Origin of the sequence: Mesorhizobium sp. M1328 (assembly GCF_040318075.1) — a bacterium.
GTDB lineage: Bacteria > Pseudomonadota > Alphaproteobacteria > Rhizobiales > Rhizobiaceae > Mesorhizobium.
This window is the reverse complement of record NZ_JAMYLO010000001.1, coordinates 588838-613696: the sequence shown is the minus strand read 5'-3', so window position 1 is coordinate 613696 and position 24859 is coordinate 588838. Positions and strand designations below refer to the sequence as shown.

General features: G+C 63.4%; 29 protein-coding genes. 14 read left to right on the top strand and 15 right to left on the bottom strand.

Going from position 1 to position 24859, the window contains the following annotated elements; genetic code table 11:
* The first annotated feature begins 62 nt into the window (after positions 1 to 62).
* The 6 genes from NKH23_RS03055 (at position 63) to rpsP (ending at position 5731) form a co-directional block, all read left to right on the top strand.
* On the top strand, positions 63 to 1157 hold the full coding sequence (locus tag NKH23_RS03055; protein ID WP_352977040.1) for a zinc-binding metallopeptidase family protein: 1095 nt from the start codon (positions 63 to 65) through the stop codon (positions 1155 to 1157).
* 63 nt (positions 1158 to 1220) lie between these two features.
* Positions 1221 to 1823 (top strand): DUF1236 domain-containing protein, encoded by a 603-nt coding sequence (locus NKH23_RS03050; RefSeq protein WP_352913034.1) that lies wholly within the window; start codon positions 1221 to 1223, stop codon positions 1821 to 1823.
* Positions 1824 to 1970: 147 nt separating this feature from the next.
* Positions 1971 to 2933 (top strand): CPBP family intramembrane glutamic endopeptidase, encoded by a 963-nt coding sequence (locus tag NKH23_RS03045; protein WP_352913036.1) that lies wholly within the window; start codon positions 1971 to 1973, stop codon positions 2931 to 2933.
* Between the two features lie 410 nt (positions 2934 to 3343).
* On the top strand, positions 3344 to 4945 hold the full coding sequence (gene ffh, locus NKH23_RS03040) for a signal recognition particle protein (protein ID WP_352719391.1): 1602 nt from the start codon (positions 3344 to 3346) through the stop codon (positions 4943 to 4945).
* Positions 4946 to 4952: 7 nt separating this feature from the next.
* Complete coding sequence (locus tag NKH23_RS03035) at positions 4953 to 5279, top strand: chorismate mutase (RefSeq protein WP_352913038.1); 327 nt, start codon at positions 4953 to 4955, stop codon at positions 5277 to 5279.
* A 50-nt stretch (positions 5280 to 5329) separates the two neighbouring features.
* Positions 5330 to 5731: a 30S ribosomal protein S16 gene (gene rpsP / locus NKH23_RS03030; RefSeq protein WP_352913040.1), complete on the top strand. Its 402-nt coding sequence runs from the start codon at positions 5330 to 5332 to the stop codon at positions 5729 to 5731.
* A gap of 72 nt (positions 5732 to 5803) precedes the next feature.
* Here rpsP and NKH23_RS03025 read toward each other — a convergent pair whose 3' ends face one another.
* Positions 5804 to 6067: a YMGG-like glycine zipper-containing protein gene (locus tag NKH23_RS03025; protein WP_352466510.1), complete on the bottom strand. Its 264-nt coding sequence runs from the start codon at positions 6065 to 6067 to the stop codon at positions 5804 to 5806.
* A gap of 184 nt (positions 6068 to 6251) precedes the next feature.
* Complete coding sequence (locus NKH23_RS03020) at positions 6252 to 6662, bottom strand: DoxX family protein (protein ID WP_352913042.1); 411 nt, start codon at positions 6660 to 6662, stop codon at positions 6252 to 6254.
* Positions 6663 to 6919: 257 nt separating this feature from the next.
* On the opposite strand from NKH23_RS03020, the gene NKH23_RS03015 reads away from it, so the two are divergent.
* Positions 6920 to 7330 (top strand): ACT domain-containing protein, encoded by a 411-nt coding sequence (locus NKH23_RS03015; RefSeq protein WP_352913044.1) that lies wholly within the window; start codon positions 6920 to 6922, stop codon positions 7328 to 7330.
* A gap of 134 nt (positions 7331 to 7464) precedes the next feature.
* On the opposite strand, the gene NKH23_RS03010 is transcribed toward NKH23_RS03015, so the two are convergent.
* The 3 genes from NKH23_RS03010 to NKH23_RS03000 form a co-directional block, all read right to left on the bottom strand.
* Complete coding sequence (locus NKH23_RS03010; RefSeq protein ID WP_352913046.1) at positions 7465 to 8142, bottom strand: hypothetical protein; 678 nt, start codon at positions 8140 to 8142, stop codon at positions 7465 to 7467.
* 517 nt (positions 8143 to 8659) lie between these two features.
* Complete coding sequence (locus tag NKH23_RS03005; protein WP_023680535.1) at positions 8660 to 9694, bottom strand: aspartate-semialdehyde dehydrogenase; 1035 nt, start codon at positions 9692 to 9694, stop codon at positions 8660 to 8662.
* A gap of 106 nt (positions 9695 to 9800) precedes the next feature.
* Positions 9801 to 9944, bottom strand: a complete 144-nt coding sequence (locus NKH23_RS03000; RefSeq protein ID WP_352719394.1) for a hypothetical protein — start codon at positions 9942 to 9944, stop codon at positions 9801 to 9803.
* A 201-nt stretch (positions 9945 to 10145) separates the two neighbouring features.
* Between NKH23_RS03000 and NKH23_RS02995 the strand changes: the two genes are divergently transcribed.
* The 3 genes from NKH23_RS02995 to NKH23_RS02985 all read left to right on the top strand — a co-directional run bounded on the left by NKH23_RS02995 (position 10146) and on the right by NKH23_RS02985 (position 13508).
* Positions 10146 to 11978, top strand: a complete 1833-nt coding sequence (locus NKH23_RS02995; protein WP_352719395.1) for a DEAD/DEAH box helicase — start codon at positions 10146 to 10148, stop codon at positions 11976 to 11978.
* A gap of 83 nt (positions 11979 to 12061) precedes the next feature.
* The gene (locus NKH23_RS02990; RefSeq protein ID WP_352719396.1) at positions 12062 to 12775 is read left to right on the top strand and encodes a DUF805 domain-containing protein; all 714 of its coding nucleotides are present in this window, start codon (positions 12062 to 12064) and stop codon (positions 12773 to 12775) included.
* Positions 12776 to 12845: 70 nt separating this feature from the next.
* A complete protein-coding gene (locus NKH23_RS02985) occupies positions 12846 to 13508 on the top strand; it encodes a DUF805 domain-containing protein (RefSeq protein WP_352913049.1) in 663 nt (220 codons plus the stop codon).
* Here the strand turns inward: NKH23_RS02985 and NKH23_RS02980 are convergent.
* From NKH23_RS02980 to leuD, 6 genes are all read right to left on the bottom strand, one after another.
* Positions 13498 to 13983: a GNAT family N-acetyltransferase gene (locus NKH23_RS02980; protein WP_352719398.1), complete on the bottom strand. Its 486-nt coding sequence runs from the start codon at positions 13981 to 13983 to the stop codon at positions 13498 to 13500. The two genes, NKH23_RS02985 and NKH23_RS02980, sit on opposite strands and share 11 nt — an antisense overlap.
* Positions 13984 to 13987: 4 nt before the next feature.
* Positions 13988 to 15091: a 3-isopropylmalate dehydrogenase gene (gene leuB / locus NKH23_RS02975; RefSeq protein WP_352719399.1), complete on the bottom strand. Its 1104-nt coding sequence runs from the start codon at positions 15089 to 15091 to the stop codon at positions 13988 to 13990.
* A 136-nt stretch (positions 15092 to 15227) separates the two neighbouring features.
* Complete coding sequence (locus NKH23_RS02970) at positions 15228 to 15578, bottom strand: VOC family protein (protein ID WP_352977076.1); 351 nt, start codon at positions 15576 to 15578, stop codon at positions 15228 to 15230.
* A 51-nt stretch (positions 15579 to 15629) separates the two neighbouring features.
* Positions 15630 to 16013 (bottom strand): RidA family protein, encoded by a 384-nt coding sequence (locus NKH23_RS02965; protein ID WP_352719400.1) that lies wholly within the window; start codon positions 16011 to 16013, stop codon positions 15630 to 15632.
* A 124-nt stretch (positions 16014 to 16137) separates the two neighbouring features.
* On the bottom strand, positions 16138 to 17049 hold the full coding sequence (locus NKH23_RS02960) for an Ivy family c-type lysozyme inhibitor (RefSeq protein ID WP_352719401.1): 912 nt from the start codon (positions 17047 to 17049) through the stop codon (positions 16138 to 16140).
* A 55-nt stretch (positions 17050 to 17104) separates the two neighbouring features.
* Positions 17105 to 17710, bottom strand: a complete 606-nt coding sequence (gene leuD / locus NKH23_RS02955; protein WP_292663076.1) for a 3-isopropylmalate dehydratase small subunit — start codon at positions 17708 to 17710, stop codon at positions 17105 to 17107.
* 167 nt (positions 17711 to 17877) lie between these two features.
* Between leuD and NKH23_RS02950 the strand changes: the two genes are divergently transcribed.
* From NKH23_RS02950 to NKH23_RS02935, 4 genes are all read left to right on the top strand, one after another.
* The gene (locus NKH23_RS02950; protein WP_352466522.1) at positions 17878 to 18303 is read left to right on the top strand and encodes a GNAT family N-acetyltransferase; all 426 of its coding nucleotides are present in this window, start codon (positions 17878 to 17880) and stop codon (positions 18301 to 18303) included.
* A 92-nt stretch (positions 18304 to 18395) separates the two neighbouring features.
* Complete coding sequence (locus tag NKH23_RS02945; RefSeq protein WP_352491684.1) at positions 18396 to 18707, top strand: ArsR/SmtB family transcription factor; 312 nt, start codon at positions 18396 to 18398, stop codon at positions 18705 to 18707.
* Positions 18707 to 19153 carry an SRPBCC family protein gene (locus NKH23_RS02940; RefSeq protein ID WP_352470856.1) on the top strand — a complete coding sequence of 149 codons (447 nt, stop codon included), beginning with the start codon at positions 18707 to 18709 and terminating at the stop codon, positions 19151 to 19153. Before NKH23_RS02945 ends, NKH23_RS02940 begins: the two co-directional genes overlap by 1 nt.
* A 38-nt stretch (positions 19154 to 19191) precedes the next feature.
* Complete coding sequence (locus tag NKH23_RS02935) at positions 19192 to 19680, top strand: SRPBCC family protein (protein ID WP_352913054.1); 489 nt, start codon at positions 19192 to 19194, stop codon at positions 19678 to 19680.
* Between the two features lie 23 nt (positions 19681 to 19703).
* Here NKH23_RS02935 and NKH23_RS02930 read toward each other — a convergent pair whose 3' ends face one another.
* The 4 genes from NKH23_RS02930 to NKH23_RS02915 are packed head-to-tail and all read right to left on the bottom strand — an operon-like array spanning position 19704 to position 24702.
* Positions 19704 to 20870: an NAD(P)/FAD-dependent oxidoreductase gene (locus NKH23_RS02930; protein ID WP_352913056.1), complete on the bottom strand. Its 1167-nt coding sequence runs from the start codon at positions 20868 to 20870 to the stop codon at positions 19704 to 19706.
* A gap of 31 nt (positions 20871 to 20901) precedes the next feature.
* Positions 20902 to 22473, bottom strand: coding sequence for an ATP-binding protein (locus NKH23_RS02925; protein ID WP_352913057.1), 1572 nt, complete (start codon positions 22471 to 22473; stop codon positions 20902 to 20904).
* Positions 22461 to 23153: a response regulator gene (locus tag NKH23_RS02920; protein WP_352913059.1), complete on the bottom strand. Its 693-nt coding sequence runs from the start codon at positions 23151 to 23153 to the stop codon at positions 22461 to 22463. Before NKH23_RS02920 ends, NKH23_RS02925 begins: the two co-directional genes overlap by 13 nt.
* 4 nt (positions 23154 to 23157) lie before the next feature.
* Positions 23158 to 24702, bottom strand: a complete 1545-nt coding sequence (locus NKH23_RS02915; RefSeq protein ID WP_352719405.1) for a DUF4153 domain-containing protein — start codon at positions 24700 to 24702, stop codon at positions 23158 to 23160.
* Between the last annotated feature and the right edge of the window lie 157 nt (positions 24703 to 24859).

The following is a 24859-nucleotide window of genomic DNA, read 5'->3' as shown; positions in this document are numbered from 1 at the left end:
ACAGGCGTTTGGCGTTCTCCTGCTCGCATCGTCCTCCGCATTTCGAATGATTTGAGACGCCAATGAAGCTTTTCGACTGCCCGCATTGTGGCCACCGTCTCTATTTCGAGAACGCGCAATGCCTGAACTGCGCCAGCCTCGTGCTCTACGATCCCGAGCATGCGCGCTTCGCGCTGTCCGGCGCCGATGCCTTTCACTGCACCAACGCCGACGAATCCGCCTGCAACTGGATGGCGGAGCCCGGCCACGCCTTCTGCCGCGCCTGTGCGCTGAACCAGTTGATCCCGGATCTGTCGGTCGACGGCAATCGCCGCCGCTGGATCCGTGTCGAGGCGGCAAAGAAGCGTGCCGTCTATTCGCTGCTCGCCTTCGGCCTGCCGGTCGCACCCAAGCAGAACCCTGGCGACGAGATCGGCCTTGCGTTCGATTTTCTTGCCGATCCGATCGGTGGCGGTCCCGGCGGCGAGCGCATCCTGACCGGCCATGACAACGGCCTGATCACGCTCAACGTCGCCGAGGCGGACTCGGCTGAGCGCGAGCGGCGGCGCGTCGAGATGGGCGAGAACTACCGCACGCTGCTCGGCCATTTCCGCCACGAGCTCGGCCATTACTATTGGGACCGCCTGATTCGCGACGATCCGCAGAAGCTTGCCGGTTTTCGCGCCTTGTTCGGCGACGAACGCGCCGACTACGAACAAGCGCTGAAAACCTATTATGCCGATGGCGCGCCGCCCGACTGGCAGCAGCGGCATATTTCGGCCTATGCGACGTCGCACCCATGGGAGGACTGGGCCGAGACATGGGCGCATCACATGCACATCACCGACACACTGGAGATGGTGCATGCCCTGAATTTCCCGCTCGGCCGGCTGGAGACCGTCGAAGCCAACGAGCTGCCGCGCGCCGACACCGGCGGCGAGCTGCAGCCGGCACCATCGGAACCCGCCGCCAGGCCAGAGCCTTTCGAAAGGATTCTCGACCGCTGGCTGGTGCTGTCGGAGGCGTCCAACTCGATCAACCGCTGCATGGGCCTGCCCGATCTCTATCCCTTCGTCATCTCGGACGTGGCGGCGCAAAAACTTGCTTTTGTTCACGAGCTTTTGACCGACCTGCCGAAAACTACTGGAACAAATCGTGAGCCGGCCGAAGCCTTTTAGCCGGAACGCATGCGGCTTTGCTTCGTTTTCGGTCCCGAGGGACTGTGAAACGGAGAGAAAACCATGAAACGCATATTGTTTCCGGTGGTGGCCGGAGCGCTCATAGCGATGTCGGGCTCTGCTTTGGCCGACACTGCGGTCTCGGCCATCACCGATCTCAATGTACGCGCCGGCCCCGGGCCGCAATATCCGGTCATCGGTGTGCTCGCCGCCGGCCAGTCGGCGACGCTCGACGGCTGCATCGCCAATAGCAAATGGTGCACCATCGCCGAGGCCAACGGCCAGGGCTGGGTCTATTCCGACTATGTGACGGCCGATTTCGGCGGCAGCCGTGTGGTCCTGACACAGCGTCCGGCCAGCGCCGACATTGCCGTCGTGACACCGCCTGCCGATAGCGCCGAATATTCCGACACCTATACCGGAGCGATCGTTGCCGGCGAGGCAATCGAGCCCATCCGGCGGCCACCGGCGGAAATCCGCACCTATGTCGAAACGAACCGGCTCGATCCGGTCTATCTCGAGGGTGAGGTGGTTACCGGCGCGACTTTGCCCGACACCGTCGAGCTGCGCGAGATACCCGATTATGATTATCGCTACGTCTATGTGAACGGCCAGCCGGCGCTGGTCGATCCGAGCAGCCGGCGTATCGTGTACGTCGTGCGCTGACGATACAAACAGGGCGGTCGCCCTGTAACGGCGGCCGCTCGCACTGCCGACATTGCCACAAGCCGGTATTGCCGCTGCAATACCGGTTTCCACATTGGGGCCGATGTCCTAGACCTTGCGAGCCGAAGCACCAGCCAGCGAGCCCGCGTGATCATCGACCCAACCGCCTTCCAACAGTTCCGGCACACCGCCAACAACAAGACCACCTTGCCGCGCCTTGTGCTTGGAACGGTGGTCGTCGTCCTGTTCTGGCTCGGAACCACTGCCGCCGTGCTGTTCGGCGGCACCTATGCCTTTGCCGTGTGGCAGGCGTCGTCAGGCACCGCGCCGCCAGGGGTGGTGCAGGATTTCATGGCCTCTCCCGCGGGCATCCTCGCGGCGCTGGCTTCATTTGCCGGAATCTGGCTCGGCCTTTGGGCTGCCATGCGCTGGATCCATCGCGAGAAGCTGACGGTCCTGATCGGCGTCAGCCGGCGCATTTCATGGTCGGGGTTCCTGAAAGGGTTGGCCGCGGTGCTGATCACCTCGCTGCTTTCCGAGATCCTGCTTTATGGTTTGCAGCCCGACATCGCGCGCGGCGCGATCGGCCTGTCCTCGTGGCTTTTGTTCCTGATCCCGATCGCCGCCCTGACCTTTCTGCAGACCTCGTCGGAGGAGATGCTGTTTCGCGGTTATCTGCTCAGGGGTCTGGCCAGCCGGTTCCAGAACCCATTCATCTGGGCGCTGCTGCCGGGATTGCTGTTCACCTCGCTACATTGGAGCCCAGGTTCGAGCCCCGCGATTAATGCCTGCGTGCTGGCCTCGATCGCCGCCTTTGCGCTGTTGCTGACGCTTCTGGTCTACGCAACCGGCAATCTCGGTGCCGGCTTTGGCGCCCATCTCGGCAACAATCTGACCGGCTTCCTGCTGATTTCGCATCAGCAAAGCTATAATTCTTTCGCCCTGTTCAACGCCAAGCCGCTCGAAGCCGCCGGTTGGACGACTTTAGATGCCGCCCTCATCGCTGCGATCGGCATCGTCAGCAGCCTGTTGACCGTTTTGCTGCTTTTGCATCCGCGCTCGCCGCTGAAGGTCGAGCCGGATATGGCCCGCGCCAGCAGCGTGCGCTGATGCGCCTTGCCTGGTCGTTCTGAGCATATCTGGCGCAAAGCTTGACCAAAGCTTGACTCTGCGGGTGATTTCCTGTCTACACGCCGCGAATTCCGCGACGAGTATTCCTCCGAGCAAACCGACCGGGACGCCGAAACCTCTTTGAGGTGAAGTGCTGTAAATCGATCCCGGAGGCCAACACCCGGCAGCGCTGTGCGCCCCCGGGTGCTTTTTGGCTTTGGGCTTTGCCCGGACCGGCTTTTGCTTGGACAGTTGGCGCGAACGCATTACCTCTCGGGCATCATCCGGGTGCCAGGGAAAAGGAAAAAGAATGTTTGAATCGCTACAGGAACGCACAAGAGGCGTGGAGGGCCATCGGCCCGACAGGGATCAAAATGAATCCAAGGCGCTGTCGCGCGGCGGGTTGACCAATGTTTGAGTCCCTACAAGAGCGCCTTGGCTCCATCCTGAACGGCCTCACCGGCCGCGGCGCCTTGTCGGAGGCTGATGTCTCGGCGGCGCTGCGCGAGGTTCGCCGTGCGTTGCTCGAGGCCGACGTGGCGCTGGAAGTGGTGCGTTCGTTCACCGACAAGGTGCGCGAGAAGGCCGTCGGCGCCGCCGTGGTCAAGTCGATCAAGCCCGGCCAGATGGTCGTCAAGATCGTCCATGACGAGCTGGTCGAGATGCTCGGCGCCGAGGGCGTCGCCATCGACCTCAATGCACCGGCTCCGGTCGTCATCATGATGGTCGGCTTGCAGGGTTCCGGCAAAACGACGACCTCGGCCAAGATCGCCAGGCGCCTCACCGACCGTCAAAACAAGAAGGTCTTGATGGCCTCGCTCGACACGCGGCGTCCCGCCGCGCAAGAGCAGCTCCGCCAGCTCGGCGAGCAGGTCAAGGTCGCCACATTGCCGATCGTCGCCGGCCAGACGCCGGTCGATATCGCCCGCCGCGCCGTGCAGGCTGCCAAGCTCGGCGGCCATGACATCGTCATCCTCGACACTGCCGGCCGCACCCATATCGACGAGCCGTTGATGGTCGAGATGGCCGACATCAAGAAGATGTCGTCGCCGCACGAGATCCTGCTGGTCGCCGATTCGCTGACCGGCCAGGACGCCGTCAATCTGGCAAAAAGCTTCGACGAGCGCGTCGGCATCACCGGCCTCGTGCTGACCCGCATGGACGGCGACGGGCGCGGTGGTGCGGCGCTCTCGATGCGTGCCGTCACCGGCAAGCCGATCAAGCTGATCGGCACCGGCGAAAAAATGGACGCGCTGGAGGAATTCCACCCCAAGCGCATCGCCGACCGCATTCTCGGCATGGGCGACATCGTCAGCCTCGTCGAAAAAGCAGCCGAGAACATCGACGCCGAACAGGCGGCGGCGATGGCCAGGAAGATGCAGTCGGGCAAGTTCGACCTGAACGACCTCGCCGGCCAGCTTCAGCAAATGTCGAAAATGGGCGGCATGGGCGGCATCATGGGCATGATGCCCGGTATGGGCAAGATGAAGGACCAGATGGCCGCCGCCGGTCTCGACGACAAGATGTTCGGCCGCCAGCTCGCCATCATCTCGTCGATGACCAAGGCCGAGCGCGCCAACCCCGATATTCTGAAGCACTCGCGCAAGAAGCGCATCGCCGCCGGCTCGGGTACCGACGCGGCCGAAATCAACAAGCTGTTGAAGATGCATCGCGGCATGGCCGACATGATGAAGGCGATGGGCGGCAAGGGCAAAGGCGGCGGCCTGATGCGCGGCATGATGGGCGGCCTCGCTTCCAAGATGGGGCTTGGCGGCATGATGCCTGGCGGCGCAGGCGGCATGATGGGCGGCGGCATGCCGGACCTCTCCAAGATGGACCCCAGGCAGCTCGAAGCCTTGCAGAAGCAGGCGCAGGCGGCCGGGCTCGGCGGCATGAAGGGCCTGCCCGGTGGTCTTCCCGCCGGCGGTGGCCTGCCTGGGCTGCCCGGTGGCATGAAACTTCCCGGCCTGCCGGGCGGTGGCGGGCTGCCTGGCCTCGGCAAGAAGAAGTGAGGGCGCCATGAACGAAGAGAAGGACATGGCGGACGCGCGTGCGGCGCTGGCCAATTATCGCGCCTCGATCGACAATATCGACGCGGCGCTGATCCACATGCTGGCCGAGCGCTTCCGCTGCACCAAGGCGGTCGGCGTGCTGAAGGCGGAACATGGCCTGCCGCCTGCCGACCCGGCGCGCGAGCAGGAGCAGATCGCCCGTCTTCGCCAACTGGCCAAGGACGCCTATCTCGACCCGGATTTCGCGGAGAAATTCCTGAACTTCGTCGTCCGCGAAGTGATCCGCCATCACGAGCAGATCGCCGCATCCAACGGCGTGACGAAAACCGGCTGAGGACCAGCCACCAACCGATCAACCAAATCAGAGCTTTTAGGAGAAAAGAAATGCCACTGAAAATCCGATTGGCCCGTGCGGGCTCGAAGAAGCGTCCCTATTACCATGTCGTCGTCGCCGACGCGCGTTCGCCGCGCGACGGTCGTTTCATCGAGTCGCTCGGCTCGTGGAATCCGCTGCTGCCCAAGGACGGCGAACGCGTCAAGGTCGACGCCGAGCGCGTCAAGCATTGGCTGTCGCATGGCGCCCAGCCGACCGACCGCGTGCTGCGCTTCCTCGATGAAGCCGGCATCGCCAAGCGCGAAGCCCGCTCCAACCCGAAGAAGGCCGAGCCCGGCAAGAAGGCGCAGGAGCGCGCAGCCTTGCTGAAGAAGGCTCAGGAAGATGCCGCCGCGGCCGTTGCCGCCGCTGCAGCCGCGCCGGCCGAGGGGGAAGCCGCCAGCGCCGAATAAATCATCTCCACAACCACGAAACGGCGGGCCTTGCCCGCCGTTTCGCTATTGCATCCATATGATGCGGCCCGATCAATAGCCTTCCGGGCAGCTCGCAACGTAGACACGACCGTTGCGATCGCGATAGCGGCATTGGCCGCTTTCGCTGGCACGGCCAATCAGCGCACCGGCCAAGGCGCCGGCCGCACCGCCGATCACCGCGCCCTGGGTCGGGTTGCCGGCCACCGCAGCGCCGACCGCCGCACCGCCCAGGCCACCAACTGCCGCGCCTTGCTCAGTACGGGAGCAGGCGCCGAGCGGCACCAGCAAGGCCATCAAAATCATCACCTTTTTCATTGTCGTTCCTCTCCAACAGGGTGCCGTCCTCGCCGCTGCACCCCCTAACTCGCAACCAGGCGATTTGATCCAAAGAAGAAGATCGGCTGCCGCCCGGCGGCGCTCAATTTGATCCAAAGAGTAGAAAGGCGGACCGCGGCCGCTCTGGCGGCGTGGCCGCCATCGAACGGCTTCGAAGCCGCTGCTATTGGCTGAACGGGAATAACGCGCGCACCCTTGGATCGCGCAGATACAGGCCGCCCCAGAGGATGGCGCCGAGATAGACGCCGAACAGTATGTGCGAGAACAAAGGGCTGCCGATACGCACATGCGTGGCGATGGCGCCGCCGAGATAGGCGGTGAGCAGGATGGCGCCGAGCACCGAGGTGCGCGGCAGCGCGTAAAGCGCTGTCGAGACCAATCCAATGATGCCGAGCATGCGCGAGATATTGGCATCGGCCGGCCAGCCGAGCTGCACCATGGTTTGGGTGACGATTTCGAGCGGCGGTAGCTTGATGACGCCGTCGAAGATCATGAACAGCACGATGACGGCGCTGAGCACGCGGCCGGCCCACAGGGCACGCGATGAGACGGGTGCTGCCTGAGACATGGTCATTGATGTTCCCTCCGGTCGTTGTGAGCACTGGCTCCTTCGCCAGCTCGAACCAAGGACGCGGCCCATGACGGCGACCCGACATGCCTCCAGTTCTTTTTCACTCCGGGGGCGAACCTTGGGTGTGTACGTTCAGTCAGCAACGAACCTGGCCAAGTCCACCTTGCGGGGTGAGGTGGAGGGCGTTATTGAAAATCCGTAGGAGTGTCTTCCGAGCGCTCGACGGCAGCAGCCGCCTAATCGCACAACGAAAGCAACCGATGGCCGGAGAGACCGACCTGAAAAAGTTGCTGGCGGCAATGACGCCGGAATTACTTGCCGGCGTTCATGTCTTCACCACGTTGCCACCCGATGCGCCCGTTCCCGACAGGCTCCACCCGGTGATGCTGTTTCGCGAGCGCGAGGGCATGACGCTGATCGTGCTTGAAGACCATGCCAAGGCCGCTGGACTGAAAACCGTGTTCCGCTGCCGGATGCTGACGCTGAACATCCATTCGTCGCTGGAAGCGGTCGGCTTCCTCGCCGCCATCACCGCGCGACTGGCCACCGCCGGCATCGGCGTCAATCCGGTCTCGGCCTTCTACCACGATCACCTGTTCGTGCCCGCCGACCGGGCGGAGGAGGCGCTGGAGTTGCTGAGGAACCTCACCGCCGACAGCCGATCAGCATGATGTCAACGCCTGCATTGGCGCAGGCGTCGCCACCAAAGCAGACTAGGTGGATACAGAGGGAGCAATTAGAAAGTCCGGCCGGACCGTTTGCGAGGCGATCTGGCCAGCCAATTTATGTTCGCATCTGGCGCATTTTAATATTCGATCTTCAAATCGAGCTTGACCGCCTCTGTCCGCACCCCTGCAAGCTGGGCCACGCGGTCTCTTGCCCATGCCATCACTTCAGCGATGGTTGACAGACCGGGCGCGACCGCCTCAGGGGAGTGCTCCGGCTCTTCGCTATCCGCCTCTTCTTGAGGATTGGCGGCTAGTAGCTCGGGAATGGAGTAGATCGCTACACTCTTGTAGTGGTCAAGAATGCCGGTCCCGACGCTGGCGGCCAGACCGCGATTGTCTCGGTCGAGCCCAACCCACATGCCAAAATTGTCTTTGATCATCTGGCCTTCCTTTGAGCGGGCGGCGTAGTGGGCATTGAACCGCCTGCGCACGTCCTCGGCGGGGAAAATATAGACCTCGACATTTTCCGGGTCGTCCTTCGAGTCCACCGTTGCAACGATGACCGTCTCGACATCATCGAGGGTCTTCCACTTGGTGCCTCCCTCCAAGGGAGGGAAAGCGATGTAACGGTCGCGTGTGGTGCGGATAGACGCCGTCGTCGTCTTGCCGTCCTTGGTGATGTTCCAAATGTTTGACAGGCCCCGTCCCGGTACCCGAGTCAGGGAGTAGCCCTGCGCCTCCGCTGCCCTCTTCGCCGCTTCCACCAGCAAACGCCACTTAACCGTTTCAGAAAATCCGCTCAACAAATTAGCCATTGTAGTCGTCTCCGTTTACGGCGTGCTCGTTATGGGCCGCTCGATTGGGCTGTATATATGGTATGCCAAATTGTTTGTCAACGGTTTGCCATACGGTTTGAATTGATGCCGCCGCCAAATAGCTGACTTGGGCAATTGGCCCAAAGACAATTCAAACGGTTCAGCCTCAGTCTATGAGCCATGTCAAGCAGGGCGACAGGCCAGTCTGGGGCGGTTATCTGCCAAAGTGCACAGCTTAAGGATTTCAGGCCTGCGAGCGGAGAACCTGACGAGGGGTCGGAGGAGGCGCTGGAGTTGCTATTGGACCTGGCGGAGGAGAACCGGCTGTGACGCCGGCGCCTTGCTGCCTATTTGAGACGCCGGTGCTGCCCCTCATCCGCCTGCCGGCACCTTCTCCCCGTGAACGGGGAGAAGGGAGCTAACGGCCGAAGGCCGAGCCCGCGACTGCGGGCCGCCGGTTATCCGGCGCCCCCGCGGGGGCCAGCCGCGTAGCGGCGATACGGCCCGTGAGCGAAACCTATGCCGCCTTCTTCTTCGGCTGGATCAGCCCGCGCTCGACCAGCAGCTCCGCGATCTGAACCGCATTCAGTGCCGCGCCCTTGCGCAGATTGTCGGAGACGATCCACATCGACAGGCCGTTGTCGATGGTCGAATCCTCGCGGATGCGCGAGATGAAGGTGGCGTCCTCGCCTGCCGATTCCAGCGGCGTGATGTAGCCGCCGTCCTCGCGCTTGTCGATGACCTGACAGCCCGGCGCCTCGCGCAGGATCTCGCGCGCCTCATCGGCGGTGATCGGCTTTTCGAACTCGATGTTGACCGCTTCTGAATGGCCGATGAACACCGGCACGCGCACGCAGGTCGCCGTCAGCTTGATCTTGGGGTCGAGCATTTTCTTGGTCTCGGCCACCATCTTCCACTCTTCCTTGGTGAAGCCGTCGTCGAGGAAGACGTCGATATGCGGGATGACGTTGAAGGCGATACGCTTGGTGAACTTCTTGACGTCGACCTGGTCGGCCACGAACACCGCGCGCGTCTGCGTGAACAATTCGTCCATGCCTTCCTTGCCGGCGCCGGAGACCGACTGGTAGGTGGCGACGACGACGCGCTTGATGGTGGCGGCGTCATGCAGCGGCTTCAGCGCCACGACCAGCTGCGCCGTCGAGCAGTTCGGGTTGGCAATGATGTTCTTGCGCGTGAACAGCGAAATCGCATCCGGGTTCACTTCCGGAACGATCAGCGGCACGTCCTGGTCGTAACGGAAGGCCGACGAATTATCGATGACGACGCAGCCCTGCTTGCCGATCTTCGGCGACCATTCCTTGGAGACGTTGCCGCCGGCCGACATGATGCAGATGTCGGTGTCGGAAAAATCATATTGGTCGAGCGCCCTGACCTTCAGCGTGCGGTCACCGAACGACACTTCCGTGCCCTGGCTGCGCCGCGAGGCCAACGCCACCACCTCGCTCACCGGAAAGCCGCGCTCTTCCAGTATGTTGAGCATTTCCCGGCCCACATTGCCCGTGGCGCCGACGATCGCAACCTTGAAACTCATCGAAATCTCCTGTCCCTCTCCGCTCGGTTTCTGGAGAAAACCCGCCGGCCGATGCGGGTTTCAACCCCCGGGCCGGACCCGGGAGAGGGTGGTTAGGCCAAGGGAATCAGACCGTTTTGGTGGTCGTTTTGCCGGTTTTTTTGAACGTGATTTTGCTGGAACGGAAAGACGCGCCGAAGCGTCCGGCCCAATGGTTCGCATTGGGGCCGGGGATGTCGAATGCAAGGGGCGCCATCAGAAGGCCGCGCATCGAAAACTATCCCGTTCGGTGCCGGCTTTTACGCGGTTTGCGTCCAGAGTCAATCGCAACCAGGCCGACCCGCCCGCCCTGTACAATGACGGCGGCACCAAGTACGAACGAGCATCGTCTGGCTCGTGGCGCCCGTCCGTGGCGCTTGCCGACATTTGACCCGTCGCCGGGTATTCAGAATCCGAATTTCGAAAGAGCAAGATGTCCAATTTCGAAGCTATTGTTCCCGCGCTGGCAAAGGCGCTGGAAAAACGCGGCTATGTCGAGCTGACGCCGGTGCAGAAGGCGGTTCTCGAGCTTGGCCAGGCCGATGCGCTGGTTTCGGCCCAGACCGGCTCCGGCAAGACCGTCGCCTTCGGTCTGGCTTTGGCGCCGACGCTGCTCGATGGCGCGGAGCGCTTTTCCCATGCCGCGGCACCTTTGGCGCTGGTCGTGGCGCCGACGCGGGAACTGGCCTTGCAGGTGACGCGCGAGCTGGAATGGCTCTATGAGCTGACCGGGGCAGCGATAGCGTCCTGCGTCGGCGGCATGGACATGCGCACCGAACGGCGCGCGCTGGAGCGTGGCGCCCATATCGTCGTCGGCACGCCCGGCCGCCTGCGCGACCACATCACCCGCAACTCGCTCGACATGTCTGAGCTCAAGGCAGTCGTACTCGACGAGGCCGATGAGATGCTCGATCTCGGCTTTCGCGAGGATCTGGAATTCATCCTCGATGCTGCCCCTGCCGAGCGCCGCACGCTTATGTTTTCCGCCACTGTGCCACGCTCTATCGCCACTCTGGCCAAGGGCTACCAGCGCGATGCCGTGCGCATCTCGGCCTCCGGCGAGGAAAAGCAGCATCTCGACATCGAATACCGGGCGCTGAGCGTCGCCCAGGCGGACCGCGAAAACGCCATCATCAACGTGCTGCGCTTTTACGAGGCCAAGAACGCGCTGGTGTTCTGCAACACGCGCGCCGCCGTCAACCATTTGACGGCGCGCTTCAACAACCGCAACTTTTCCGTCGTGGCGCTGTCCGGCGAGCTTAGCCAGAACGAGCGCAGCCACGCGCTGCAGGCGATGCGCGACGGCCGCGCCAAGGTCTGCATCGCCACCGACGTGGCGGCACGCGGCATCGACCTGCCCAATCTCGAGTTGGTGATCCATGCCGACCTGCCGACCAACCCGGAGACGCTCCTGCACCGAAGCGGGCGGACGGGACGGGCGGGCCGCAAGGGCGTCAGCGCGCTGATCGTGCCCAATAATGCCCGCAAGCGCACCGAGCGGCTGCTGCAAAGTGCCGGCCTTGCGGCGACCTGGGCGAGCCCGCCCTCCGCCGACGACGTGATACGGCGCGATGACGAGCGCATTCTCGCCGACCCGGTCTTCAGCGAGCCTATGAAGGATGAGGAGCGCGGCTTCGTCGAGGCGCTTCTCGATCAGCACGGGCCCGAACAGGTCGCCGCCGCCTTCGTACGGACGTGCCGCTCCAGCCGCTCGGCGCCGGAGGACCTTCTCGACGTGGCACCGTTCACGCCGTCGGGCGAAAAATTTGCGCGCCGGGAAGAGGCACCGAGCCGCCGCGACGATTTCGGCGACAGCGTCTGGTTTTCGCTGTCGGTTGGACGCCGGCAGAATGCCGAGCCGCGCTGGCTGATACCGATGCTGTGCCGGACAGGCGGCATCTCCAAGCGCGAGATCGGCGCCATCAAGATGCAGCCGGAAGAAACCTTCGTGCAGATCGCAGCGGACTGGGCCGAGCGTTTTCTGGCGGCGATCGGTCCCGACCGCAAGCTGCAGGGCAACATCGCGGTCAAGCGGTTGGACGGCACGCCCGATCTGTCGCGGGCCGGCTATCAGGAGCCACGGCCCGACAAGAAGCCGCACCGCGGCAAGCGGACATTCGATCAAAACGCGCCCAAATTCGAGAAGCGCGCACCGGCTGACAAGCGCCCGGCATTCGAGGCAAAGCCCTGGGCCGGCAAGCCGGCCAAGGCGAAGTTCGAAGGCGGACCGGCGAAACACAAGAAATCGAAGAAACGGCCGGGGTAAATAGCCGGCCCTTCCATTTCGTGCACGCCCCTTGCGGTCTGCCGGAACTTTGCCCAGTCTGGCAGCGGGCAAGGGAGCAGCACATGCGCGGCGAAGTGCTTCACTATGATGAAGACGAGGGCTTCGGTTTCATCACCGGAGCCGACGGCAACCGCTACACTTTGGCGCGCGAAGATTTGCGCCGCGAAGCATCGGTTGCCGGAGGCACGACCGTCGAATTCCAGCCGGCTGGCGGACGGGCACGCGATGTTTTTTTGATCCGCGCCCAACCTGCCGGCGCGCCCGCCGAAGCCCCCACTGCAACCGCCGCGCCATCTCAGGCCGGAAATGCGCCCGGGGTACGTCAGCCGCAACATTTCGGCCGGTCCGCTGAAAACCATACCGCCGAATCCACCGGCCTGTGGAGCTACTTCTTGCTGGGCCTGACCGAAAATTATTTCAACTTCGCCGGCCGTGCACGCCGCAAGGAATATTGGGGTTATTGTTTGTTCTGGACGATTGCGCTGATCGTGGTCATAGGGCTCGGCGTCTTCATCGACGACGCCATGGGCAATCTCGACAACAGTGAATTGCCGGCAGTGACGGTCGGCCTCTGCGGCCTCTTCCTGCTGGCGACAGCCCTGCCGTGGTTCGGGCTCAACGTGCGTCGCCTGCACGATATCGGCCTGACCGGCTGGCTCTTCCTGCTTTTCCTGATCCCGACCTTCGGCGGCCTGATCATCCTGATCTTTGCGCTGATCCCGACCCAGTCGCGCGAAAACCAATGGGGTTCGGTGCCGGCGGGTGTCGGGGTTTAACTTTAACGCGCATCTTGCAATTGTATGCAACTTTAAATAGCATAGCTGCGACGCAATCCAGGGGCAGGCAATGCGCGGCGCAGTGTTTCACTACGACGAGGATCAGGACTACGGCTACATCAACGGAGCGGACGGCAAGCGCTATATCTTCGCGCGTGAGGATGTGAGCCAGGGAGTGTCGCTTGCTAGGGGCGCGCTTGTCGAGTTCCGAGCGGACGACAGGACGGCGCACGATATCGTCGCCATAACGGCAGCAGCGAGCGATACCTCGCCGTCACGCGCGGCACAACCGCAACGGCCTGGCCGTGCCGCCGAAAATCAGCCGGCCCGATCCATGGGCTTATGGGCCTATTTCCGGCGCGCGCTAGTCTACGACTATCGCAATTTCACCGGCCGCGCTCGCCGCAAGGAGTTCTGGGGGTTCTATATCTGCTCGATCGTCGTGCTCGTCGCGCTGTCCGGATTCGGCATTCTCCTCAACCTGGCGATAGGCGGTTTCGGTGACGGCCCAAGGACGTCGATCGGCTACCTTCCTGCTTTGTTTTTCGTACTGGCAATGATGCTGCCGTTAATCGCGCTTATCGTGCGCCGTCTGCACGACATTGGGCTAACCGGATGGCTTGCCTTGCTTTGCTTCACTCCGGCTGGCGTGACCTTTCTCATCCTCGGATTGGTTCCGTCTCAATTTGGCGAAAATCGCTGGGGCGCGATGCCGGCCGGCGTCACGGCTTAGCGACCGCCTTCAGCGCCTCGCTCGAAAGCCTGAGGAAGACTTTCTGGCCGTGGCGCTCCGCGCCGAGCCCGTCGTAGAAGCGCAGCGCACCCTCGTTCCAGTCCTCGGTGGTCAGGTCGATGCGGCCGATGCCCTCGCGCAGGCAATGGCCGGCGAGGAATACCATCAGCGCTCGACCGACACCGCCATCGCGGGCGGTATCGCGCACGAACAGGTCCTTGAGGAACAGCAGCCGCTCGAGATCGATGCCGGGATGCGCGATCGCAACCGAGGCCAGCCCGCAAACTTCGCCATCGACGAAGGCGAGCGCAAAATGCGGATAGGCCGGGCTTTCGTCGCCAAGCCATTTCTGCGCCGCCGACAAAGTCTGGCTGGCGTCGAGTGGCGGCTGCCGGTAATGCACCGCCATTTCGCAAAGCATGGTGGCGAGTGCCGCGGCATCCCCGGTCGTCGCCCAGCGGACGTCGACCGACATGGGATCAGCCCAGGAACTTGGCGATGATCGCGTCGCCCATCTCAGCGGTGCCGACCTCGGTCATCCCCGGTGAATGAATATCCCTGGTGCGCAAGCCCTGATCGAGAATGGCGGCGATCGCGCCTTCCAGCCGGTCGGCCTGTTCAACCATGCCGAAGGAATAGCGCATGCACATGGCGAAGGAGGCGATCATGGCGATCGGATTGGCGATGCCCTTGCCGGCGATGTCGGGCGCCGAGCCGTGCACCGGCTCGTAGAGCGCCTTGCGCTTTTTTGTCTTCGCATCCGGCGCGCCGAGCGAGGCCGACGGCAGCATGCCGATCGAGCCGGTCAGCATGGCGGCGATGTCGGACAGCATGTCGCCGAACAGATTGTCGGTGACGATGACGTCGAACTGCTTCGGCCAGCGCACCAACTGCATGCCGCCGGCATCGGCCAACATGTGATCGAGCTTGACGTCGGCATACCTGGCCTTGTGCGTCTGGGTGACGACCTCGTTCCACAGCACGCCTGATTTCATCACATTGCGCTTTTCCATCGAGGTGACGTGGTTCTTGCGCGTGCGTGCCAATTCGAAGGCAACACCCGAAATGCGCTCGATCTCGAACGTATCGTAGACTTGGGTGTCGATGCCGCGCTTCTGGCCGTTGCCGAGATCGATGATCTGCTTCGGCTCGCCGAAATAGACGCCGCCGGTGAGCTCGCGCACGATGAGGATATCGAGCCCCTCGACCACCTCCTGCTTGAGCGAGGAGGACGCCGCCAGCGCCGGATAGCAAATGGCGGGTCGAAGATTGGCGAACAGTTCCATGTCCTTGCGCAGCCGCAGCAGACCCGCCTCCGGGCGCACCTCGTAAGGCACCGCATCCCATTTCGGTCCGCCGACGGCGCCGAACAGCACCGCGTCCGCCGCCATTGCCTTGGCCATGTCGGCATCGGAAATCGCCGCGCCATGTGCGTCGTAAGCGCAACCGCCGACAAGGCCCTCATCGGTGACGAAATCGCTGCCGAGCTTGTCGTTCATGGCGGCGATCAGCTTCTTCACCTCGGCCATCGCCTCGGGGCCGATGCCGTCGCCGGCAAGCAGGAGAAGATTTTTCGAAGCCATGAGAACCGTCCTGATTGTGTCGTGAGCCGCGGCCTTGCTAAACGCCAAGCGGCCGGCGCGCAAGCCTGCGGTTCAGAGCATCGGACCCAAAAGTGGAAACCGGTTTTGGGAGAATCCGATGCTCAAGCCAAAACGCCTACAGATGCGAGAGGATATTGACCAGCCTGCCGAACGGGTCGCGTACGAAGAAGCGCCGCACGCCCCAGGGTTCGTCCGCCGGACCGTATTCGATGGCAAAGCCGGCCGTCCTCATGCTTTCAAGCGCGGCATCGACGTCGTCGACCTCGATCGACAGGTCAGGCACCGGCGTTCCTGATCCCCCTTCGGCCATGAAACTGACCTGCGCGGACATCGTCTCTTGCGAGCCATAGGTAGCGATCCAGCCCATATCCATCTTGAGATGGAGACCGAGCACATCCTGATAGAAGGGTTTTGCCGCCGCGATGTCCTGCGTGTCTATGTTTGCAACGATGCGTCTGACCTTCACCATGGGCCGATCCTCGTTCTAACCGTGTCGTTGTCGCAACCGTGACAGGCATCAGGCTGTGCGCCGCAGCGCCGTCACCTCGATCTCGATCTTCATTTCCGGCTTGTTGAGCTGGCACACGATCATCGTTGCTGCCGGCCTGATCTCGCCAAATGCCTCGCCGAGGATCGGGAACACCACGTCCACGAAAGCCGCATCGGTGATATAGTGATGTGCCTGCACCACGTCAGCCATTTCGAAGCCGCCATCTCGCAACGCCTTGGTGATCGTCGCCAGGCAATTGCGCGTTTGTGCCTCGACGGTCTCCGGCATCGACATGGTCGCATAATCGTAGCCGGTCGTTCCGGACACGAAACACCAGTCGCCCTGCACCACGGCGCGCGAATAGCCGGCGGTCTTCTCGAAGGGCGAACCGGTGGAGATCAGTTTTCGCATGGTGTCCTCCTTTTTTCAGCGTAGGCCGTTTGGTGAAAGCGGCGGTGACGGCCGATCTCCCCCCAAGTGGGGGAGATGTCCGGCAGGACAGAGGGGGGCGGGAAGGATCGCGGCAGAACGATTTCTAATTCGGTGACCCCAGCGCCTTGTCCAGCGCTTCCTTGATCTCGGCCGGCCAGCTATTCACCGCCGGCCACGCGTCCGGCTCGGGCTTGTCGCCGCGCCGGGCGAAATAGAGCTTGTGGTCGACGGGGTCGACCGCCATGAAGCCGTCATTGCCGCCGCAATCATGCGGCACGCAGCCGCTGGCAAAAAAGGCGCCCGACGCGGTTTTCTCGGTGCCGCCGCCGACCAGCAGGCTGGTCGCCATGTCGGGCATGTCCTTGCCGAGCAGCGTCTCGGCTTCCTTGTAGACCGCTTCATTGTGGAAGGCGTCGATGATGTTGTCGTATTTCGACGGATCGACGTCTTTCCAGTCGGTGCCCGGCTCCGGCATGTAGGTCAGATTGCCGGACGTCGTCAGTCCGTCCGTCGGCGACCATTGCAGCGCCGGCTTGGAATCGCCCGGCAGCAGATAGGGCACGAAATAGATCGCGCTGTCGGAGATCGCAGCCGGCGGTGCGCCGCATTCGTCCTGCTCGACCGTGGTCGTCTGGATCGCGCCGCCTTCCGGCTTCCACACGATCACCTTGGCCGGGCCGCATTGATTGCCGCCGTCGCCGACATCGACCAGCGCCACCTTGACGCCGCCGACCTCGACGATCTTGTCGAAGAAGACGTCGTAATTGCGCGCCAGTTCCTTGCCGTCGAAGGCGAGCACCCGTTCCCCGTACTCTTCCTCCTGGGTGATGGTCAGCTGGCCGCCCTCGAACGGGATCGGCGCCTGCTTGTCATCGTCGGCGGCGGCTGTGTCGCTGGCGCCTTGATCTGTCGCTGGCGCTTCCGTGGCGGGCGTCTGCGTCTGGGCATAGACGCTCGCCGGGGGCAGCAGCATCAGCGGCAGTCCGCAGGCAGCGGCAACAAGCAAGCGTGTCATCACATCCCTCCCGGACACTTGGCGTAGAGGCCGACCGTCGGCGCGGCTTTAGAGCCTATGCCCAGGGCCGCAGCTCGGCGTTCTTCTTCTCGAACGAAGCGATGGCGCCGGCCTTCTCCATGGTCAGGCCGATATCGTCGAGGCCGTTCAAGAGGCAGTGGCGCTTGAATTCGTCGAGGTCGAACTTGACCACGCCGCCGTCCGGCCCGCGGATTTCCTTGGCTTCGAGATCGACCGACAGCGTCGCGTTGGAACCACGCGAGGCATCGTCCATCAGCTTCTCCAGGTCTTCCGGGCTGACGGTGATCGGCAGGATGCCGTTCTTGAAGCAGTTGTTGTAGAAAATGTCGGCGAACGAGGTCGAGATGACGCAGCGGATGCCGAAATCGAGCAGCGCCCACGGCGCATGTTCCCGGCTCGAGCCGCAGCCGAAATTGTCGCCGGCGACCAGGATCTGCGCCTTGCGGTAGGCCGGCTTGTTGAGCACGAAGTCCGGATTTTCAGAACCGTCGTCCTTGTAGCGCATTTCGGCAAACAAGCCGGTGCCGAGCCCGGTGCGCTTGATCGTCTTGAGATAATCCTTGGGGATGATCATGTCGGTGTCGACATTGACGATCGGCATCGGCGCGGCGACGCCGGTGAGCTTGGTGAATTTTTCCATGGTTCTTGCCCGTCTTCTTCTCGTTGCGGGGAATTGCTGGCGCCCGGTTTACACAAAGCCGCGGGCAAATAAAAGGCGGCTGTTTTTGGACTTCCGTCGTCGATCGAAACACAAGATCGGTACAAAACAGCTTCAAAATCACCGGCCCATGGTGCACTTTTATCGACATGACAACGCGATCCAAGGTCCTCTACGCCAGCGAACCGGGCCTCGGCACCGCCGAGTTCCGCCGCGTGTTGGTGGAATCCGGCCTCGGCGCCAACCGCCCCGTCGATGACGACACCCGATTAAAGGCGATGTTGTCAGCGGCCAATTTGGTGCTCACCGCGCGTCTCGACACAGAAGGCAAGCCGCTGGTCGGCGTTGCCCGCGGTGTCACCGATTTCTCGTGGGTCTGTTACGTTTCCGAGCTCGCCGTTTGCAAAGCGGCGCAAGGGCTCGGCATCGGCAAGGGCCTTCTCGATGAAGCGCGGCGACAACTCGGGCCGTCCGTCGCCATCAGCCTGATCTCCATGCCCGACGCGGTCGGCTTCTACGAACGGATCGGCATGGAGCGCGTGTCCGACGCGTTCTGGTTCGGCCGCAAGCGCTGAAATCCACTTCCAGCGACCTCAACCTGCGCATCCTCGGCCAAGGTTCTGCCTCTTGACATGCAACCAAATTGTTGCATATTAGAGTCATGAGCATGGATGATGTCTTTCGCGCCTTGGCCGACCCGACACGCCGGCGATTGCTGGACAGCCTTCATGCCAGGAACGGGCAGACGCTGAACGCGCTGTGCGGTGAGATGGACATGACGCGCCAGGCGGTGACCAAGCATCTGGCGATTTTGGAAGAAGCAAACCTCGTCACCACCATCCGCAAGGGACGCGAGAAGCAACACTATCTGAATCCCGTTCCCATCAACGAGATCGCCGAACGCTGGATCGGCAAATTCGAGCGGGGGCGACTGGGCGCCCTCAGCGATTTGAAGAAACGTCTCGAAAGGGAAGACTGATGAGCAACATTTTCGTTTATGTCACCTACATCCGCACCTCGCCCGAAAAACTCTGGCAAGCACTGACCGAACCGGAGTTCCAGCGGCAATATTTCCTCGGCGCCCAGATGCTGAGCGATTGGAAACAAGGTTCGGCGTGGAAGATGGTTTACACCGACGGCCGCGTCACCGACAGCGGCGAGGTCCTCGAGATCGATCCACCCAAGCGCATCGTGCTCAAATGGCGCAACGAATTCATGCCCGAGGTCAAGGCGGACGGCTACACACGCTGCACCTTCGCCATCGAGCAGGAGGGCGAGATGATGAAGCTCGCCATCACACACGAAGCCGATGGGCCGCATAAGCTGCTCGGCCATGTGGCGAACGGCTGGCCGCTCATCCTGTCCAGCCTGAAGAGCCTGCTCGAAACCGGCAAAGGGCTGTCGCGCCCGGCGTCGAAGGCTTGAGGTCGTTTCGATAGCGAAACGTTTCTGGAGGACAGGTGATGCACGGTTCCGCGGTGCACAGCATGACCAATGGCGAGACCGTCATGGCGAGCGCCGATGTTTGCGCGCCGCCCGAGCGGATCTTTGACGCGCTCGTTACACGCGAGGTCGAGCGCTGGTGGGGGTCCGCCAAGACCTACCGGATGACCGGATGGACGGCCGACCTCCACGTTGGCGGCCGCTGGAGCGTCACCGTCGAGACGGCGGCTGGCAGACACCTGCCCGCCAGCGGTGAATTCCTGGAGATCGAGGGGCCGCGCCGGATCGTGCAGACGCGCAGATACGACTGGGACCATCCGACGCTTGGCCGCCGCGAAACCAAAGTCGCCTGGCTGCTGGAGCCGATCGCCGGCGGCACGCGCGTCACCATCTGTCATGGCGGCTTTGCCGGCCTCGCTGACGCCGCAACCGAGCATGCGGAAGGCTGGGGTAGGGTTCTGAGCTGGCTTCAGGCGTATCTTGGTGCAGGCGGCTTGGTGGCGGCTTAGCCCAACGGCCCTTCGCACAAGCGTTAAATTACATTCAATTCCCGAAACGGCCGCCCGTCGGCGATACGGCTGTACCCGAACGCCGAGCAATCCACCGTGCGATAGCCGCCATGCACGATCAGTTCCGCCAGCGCCTTGCCGACCGCCGGCGCCTGCTGCAAGCCGTGACCGGAAAAACCGTTGGCGAAGAGGAAATTACCGACCTCGGGATGCGGGCCGATCACCGCGTTCTGGTCGAGCGTGTTGTAGTCGTAATGGCCGACCCAGGCGCGCGTCGGCTTGATCGCCTCGAAGGCCGGAATGCGGGTCGCCAGCACCGGCCAGATCACCTCTTCGAACAGCGGCCAGTCGGGGTCGAAGTCGGCGGGGTCGGCCGGTCCTTCGCCCTCTTCTGGCTCGGCGCCGCCGGTGATGTAGACCGAGCCTTCCGGCCGGACATAGATGCCGCTTGGGTCGACCAGCAGCGGCATGTCCTCATATTTCTCTCGCGCCTCGAAGACGAAGACGTTGCGCTTGCGCGGCTCCACGGGCAGCGCCAGCCCGGCCATCGCTGCCACCTTGCCGGCATTCGGCCCGGCGGCGTTGACGACGGTGCCAGCCTCGAGCCGCTCGCCATTGTCGAGGGTCACACCGGCGACGCGCTTCCCCTGCCGCTTGATACCGGTCACCGACGCCGTGATGAAATCGATGTTTTTGCTTCGCAGTGCCTTGCGGAACAGCATCAGCATCGCATGCGCGTCGAACCAGCCTTCGCCGCTGCGGCCATAGGCGCCGGCGGAAATGCCCTCGACCGACAGCCACGGAAAGCGGTGGACGAGCGCCTCGGCATCCTCGAGCACGATGTCGGCGCCCTCGGCCATCTGCGCCTCGTGGTTGGCCCGCAGGATAGGCAGGCCGTTCTCGCCGGCAAGGATGAGGTAGCCGCCTTCGCGAAAGCCGATATCGGCGTCCGCGCCAAACTCTTCCCTGAGCCGCCGGAACAGTTTCAGCGTGAACTGCGACAGCCGGATGTTTTCCGGGATCGAGAACTGCTGGCGGATGGAGGCGCAGGACAGCGTGGTCGCGGCGCGGGAAAATTGCGGGTCGCGCTCGACAAGCGCGATCGAGCCCGAAAACCCTTCCTCGCGCAGATAATAGGCGACAGAGGAGCCGACGATGGCTCCGCCGATGATGACGATGTCGTAATGCACCTTTTTCGCCCTTCCGATCTGAACCGCCGAGTCACGCCGCCGGCAGGATGATCTCGAAGCGCGTGCCGCTCGCCGAGTCAACCAGCCGGATCGTGCCATCATGCGCTTTCAGGAGGGCCAGCACGATGCCGAGGCCCATGCCGGTGCCACCGCAATCGCGGCGCGTGGTGAAGAACGGCTCGAAGATGCGGCCTCGGTTGCTGGGCGAAATGCCGGCGCCGTCATCGTCCACCACGATGGTGGCCTTGCCGTCCGCGCTTGCTGCCGTGACCGAAACCAGCGTCGCGCCGTGCCGCGCCGAATTGTCGATAAGGTTGGCCAGCACGATCGTGGCGTTTTCAGCCGATATGCGCAGCCCGATCTCGGCGCCCGCCTCGAGGCGTACCGCCAGCCTGTCATCGGCCGGCAGCAGCGCCAGTGCCGCACCGAGCGATGTGCTTTCGCCGCTCGGCTCGAGATTTTCGGCGCGCGCCAGATCGAGCAGGCGGCGCACCAGCAGATTGAGCCGGCCGGCATCGGTGACGATATTGTCCGAGAAGCGCCGCCGCTTGGCCTCGTCCATCGCGCTGCCCGAATCGCGCAGCAGTTCGGCCGCCCCCTGGATCGCCGTCAGCGGCGATTTGAGCTCGTGCGAGACGTGGGTGGCAAAGGTCTGGATGCCGTCGGAGCGTGCGTGCAGCTTTTCGGCCATGTCGAGGAAGGCGGCGGAAAGCGCTGCCATTTCGCGCGTGCCGTGGTGATCGAGCGGCCTGATCGCCGCGCGGTCGCCGGCGGCGATGCGTTTCGTGCGTTCCATCAGCGCATAAATCGGCCGGCTGACGGTGCGCAGGAAGACCAGCCCGATCAGCAGCGTGCCGCCGAGGATGGCGATTGCCGCCAGCGCCACCTTGCCGCGCTCGCCATAGAGATGCTTGACGATGTTGTTCGGCGTCCGCGACAGATAGACCACGCCGGCGACCTTGCCGGAGACCGCAACCGGCATGGCGACAAAGACGCGAACCTTGGTGCCGCGGCTGACCGAATAGAGCGGCGGCGACGGCTGGTCGGGAACCCGCAGCCTAAGCGCGCTGGCGTAGCGGCCGGCAAGTGCTGCGCGAACTTCTTCGACAGCGCCGAGCGACAGGCCGGCTTCCTCACGCCCGGCGATGACCACGCCTCTCGGATCGAGCAGCCGGAAGCCGGCTAGCGTGGTCTTCTGCGTCTCGGCAAGTATGCCCGACAGCCGCGCGCCGATCGCCGCGAAGGCAGGATCGACGCTGGCCGCGGTGGCTGCGGGCCGGGTCGGCAGGATCCTGTCGGACGCAAGATCGAGGCGCGGTTCGATCGGCAGGTAGCGAGAAGCCCGATCGCCGGTATCGGGCGGAGGCATGGGTGTGCCGAGCTTTTCCGGGGCAAGGCCGGCCTCACGGACCTCTTGCGCGTAGATCGCGGCAAGGGCGGCACCTTGTGCGATCAGCTCGGCCTCGGTCTGGCGGATCAGCTGGTTCTCGTAGAGCCGGAAGAAGAACAGGCCGGCCAGCGGCAGTGCCATCACCATGATCAGGATGGCAATGACGACCGTGGCAAGCCGTGGCCGCCATTTCTGCGCGGTCACGCGCCGCATTTACCCAGCCGGAAGCCGACGCCGTGCACGGTCTCGATTGCATCAAGGCAGCCGACCGCCGCCAGTTTGGCGCGGATGTTGCGGATATGGCTGTCGACGGTGCGGTCTGCGACATGGATGTTGGCCGCATAGGCATTGGCCATCACCATGTCGCGGCCAAGCACATGCGCCGGCCTTGCCAGAAATCCTTGCAGGATCGCGAATTCGATCGAGGTCAGAACCAGTGGCTTGCCGTCGAAGCTGGCTGTATGGCTTGCCGGAACCAGCAACAGTCTGCCATGCGAGAATTGCCGGTCGTCGGCTGGTTTCGGCGTGGGCCGGGCGCGGCGCAGAATGACGTTGACGCGGGCGACCAGCTCGCGCGGGCTGAACGGCTTGGTGACATAATCGTCGCCGCCCATTTCCAGCCCGAGGATGCGGTCGATCTCTTCATCCCGCGCGGACAGGAACAGCACCGGCACGTCGGATGTGTGGCGCAGCCGCCGGCACACTTCCAGCCCGTCCATTTCCGGCATGCCGATGTCGAGCACGACAAGATCGGGAGCACGGCGTTCGATCGCCTGCAAGGCAGCCGCGCCGTTCGGCACCGTCAGCGTTTTCATGCCGGCCTTTTCGAGCGCGAAGCAGATGATTTCGCGAATGTGCGGATCGTCGTCGGCGACCAGTATGTGGTGCGGCATCAAATCAGCGGCCCGGCATGAAGGGTTCGGACATCGGAGGAACCACGAACGGGCCACGCCTGTCGAGGGCGCGGTTGAGCCGCCAGTCACGAAAGCTCCAGCCGCGCCAGTTTTCCTGGCCGGCGCGGAAGCGTGCTTCGTCCTGCGCGTACCAGCCGGCGAGTTCGCGGGTGGAGGCATCCTCCGCGGAAACCGTCCTGCTCTGGTGCTGGACGAAGCGATCGAGCGCCGGCAAGGCGCCGGGCCCGAGCGAGCGCAGGTACCAGACGTCGAGCTGGGTGCCTTGGCCGGTCATTTCGAGGGAATGCTCGACATTGTAGTTGGCGATCAGCGCGGCAAAGTTGATGAACGAGCAGGCATAAAGCGTCGCCGATAGCGTCAGAAGATTGGCGGAAAGCAGCCATTCGTTGGACTTTTCGCGCGCAATGCGGGCTATGATCAGGACAAGGCCCGCCGCCACCAGCCCCATCCAGACGAAGGCGGCGACACGCCAATAGGTCAGCGCATAGATGCCGACATAGAGATCGAGCCGCAGGATCGACGAGATGACCAGGACCACGTTCTGCGCCACCCAGACATAAACCAGCCGGCGGATGAGCGGATCGCCGGAGGTCGCACTTCCCGGCCTCAGCGCCGCCAGCACGAAGCCGGCCGCCAATAGCGCCGTGACGATCAGCGGATAGGCGCCGCGATGCGCGTAGGCGGCATAGGTCAGCCCGTCGGGAAGCGCGATACCGCCCCACAGATAGGTGGCGTCGAGTGCGCTCTGCACCGCGAACAGGATGTTGAAGACGACAAGCGCGCGGAGAATAGCGGCCTTGCCGAAGATGATGTCCTCGATGGTGGTCCTGGTGGCCGGCGTCGCCGGTGCGCTTGCTGGGGACACGCTGCGGCGGCGGAGAAAGCGCGGCAGGCGCGGCCGCAGAAGGGCCCAGACGCCGGCAAGCACGAACAGCCAGAAGGCGAGACGTGGCAGCTGGATGAGGTCGAGCAGTGCCATCAGGTCGATCAGCGAGAACCAATATTCGATGACCGGATTGGCGGCGCCGAACAAGGCGAGGAACACCGCGCCGAGGCTCAGCGGCATGACCCAGACGGCGATCGCCGCAAGGCGCACGCGCCGCCGGCCAAGCCGCCGCGCCGCCTTGCGGCAGCGGAAGAAATCCAGGACCAGCCGAAATGGCGTTGCTAGCAGGAACAGCGAAAGTTGGCCGGCAATGCGGGCAAGGCCGGACCGCAACCGTCCGGCCAGTGAAAGCGCGAAGATGGCCGTCGCCGCCAGCGCGATCGAGACGGACAGTGCGCTGACATTTTCCACAAGCGGCAGCAGCGCCATAATCAGCGCAACCGGCTTGAACCAGAACCTGCCATCGTTGAAGATGCCGAGAGGATGGAGAGCCATGCTCGCCGCGGCAATCGCAACGCCGAACAGGAAAAGTGTGATGCCGGCCGGTTGGCCATAGAAGAAGAAATCAGCCAACGCGACGAGCAGGACGGCAACGCCGAAGCGGCTGCAATAGCTCGGCGCCGCCGAGAGGAATACTGTCATGATCGGGCTTTCTCGGCGGCTTTGATGCGGCCGGTGGGCAGGGATTTGCGGACGAAAGGGAGGAGGTTTGCCGAAGTCTGGGGCGGATCGACGAGCCACCAGCTTTCGCGGCGAAGCCGGTACGGCAGGGACCAACGGGAGTTCGTTTGCTCTTGCA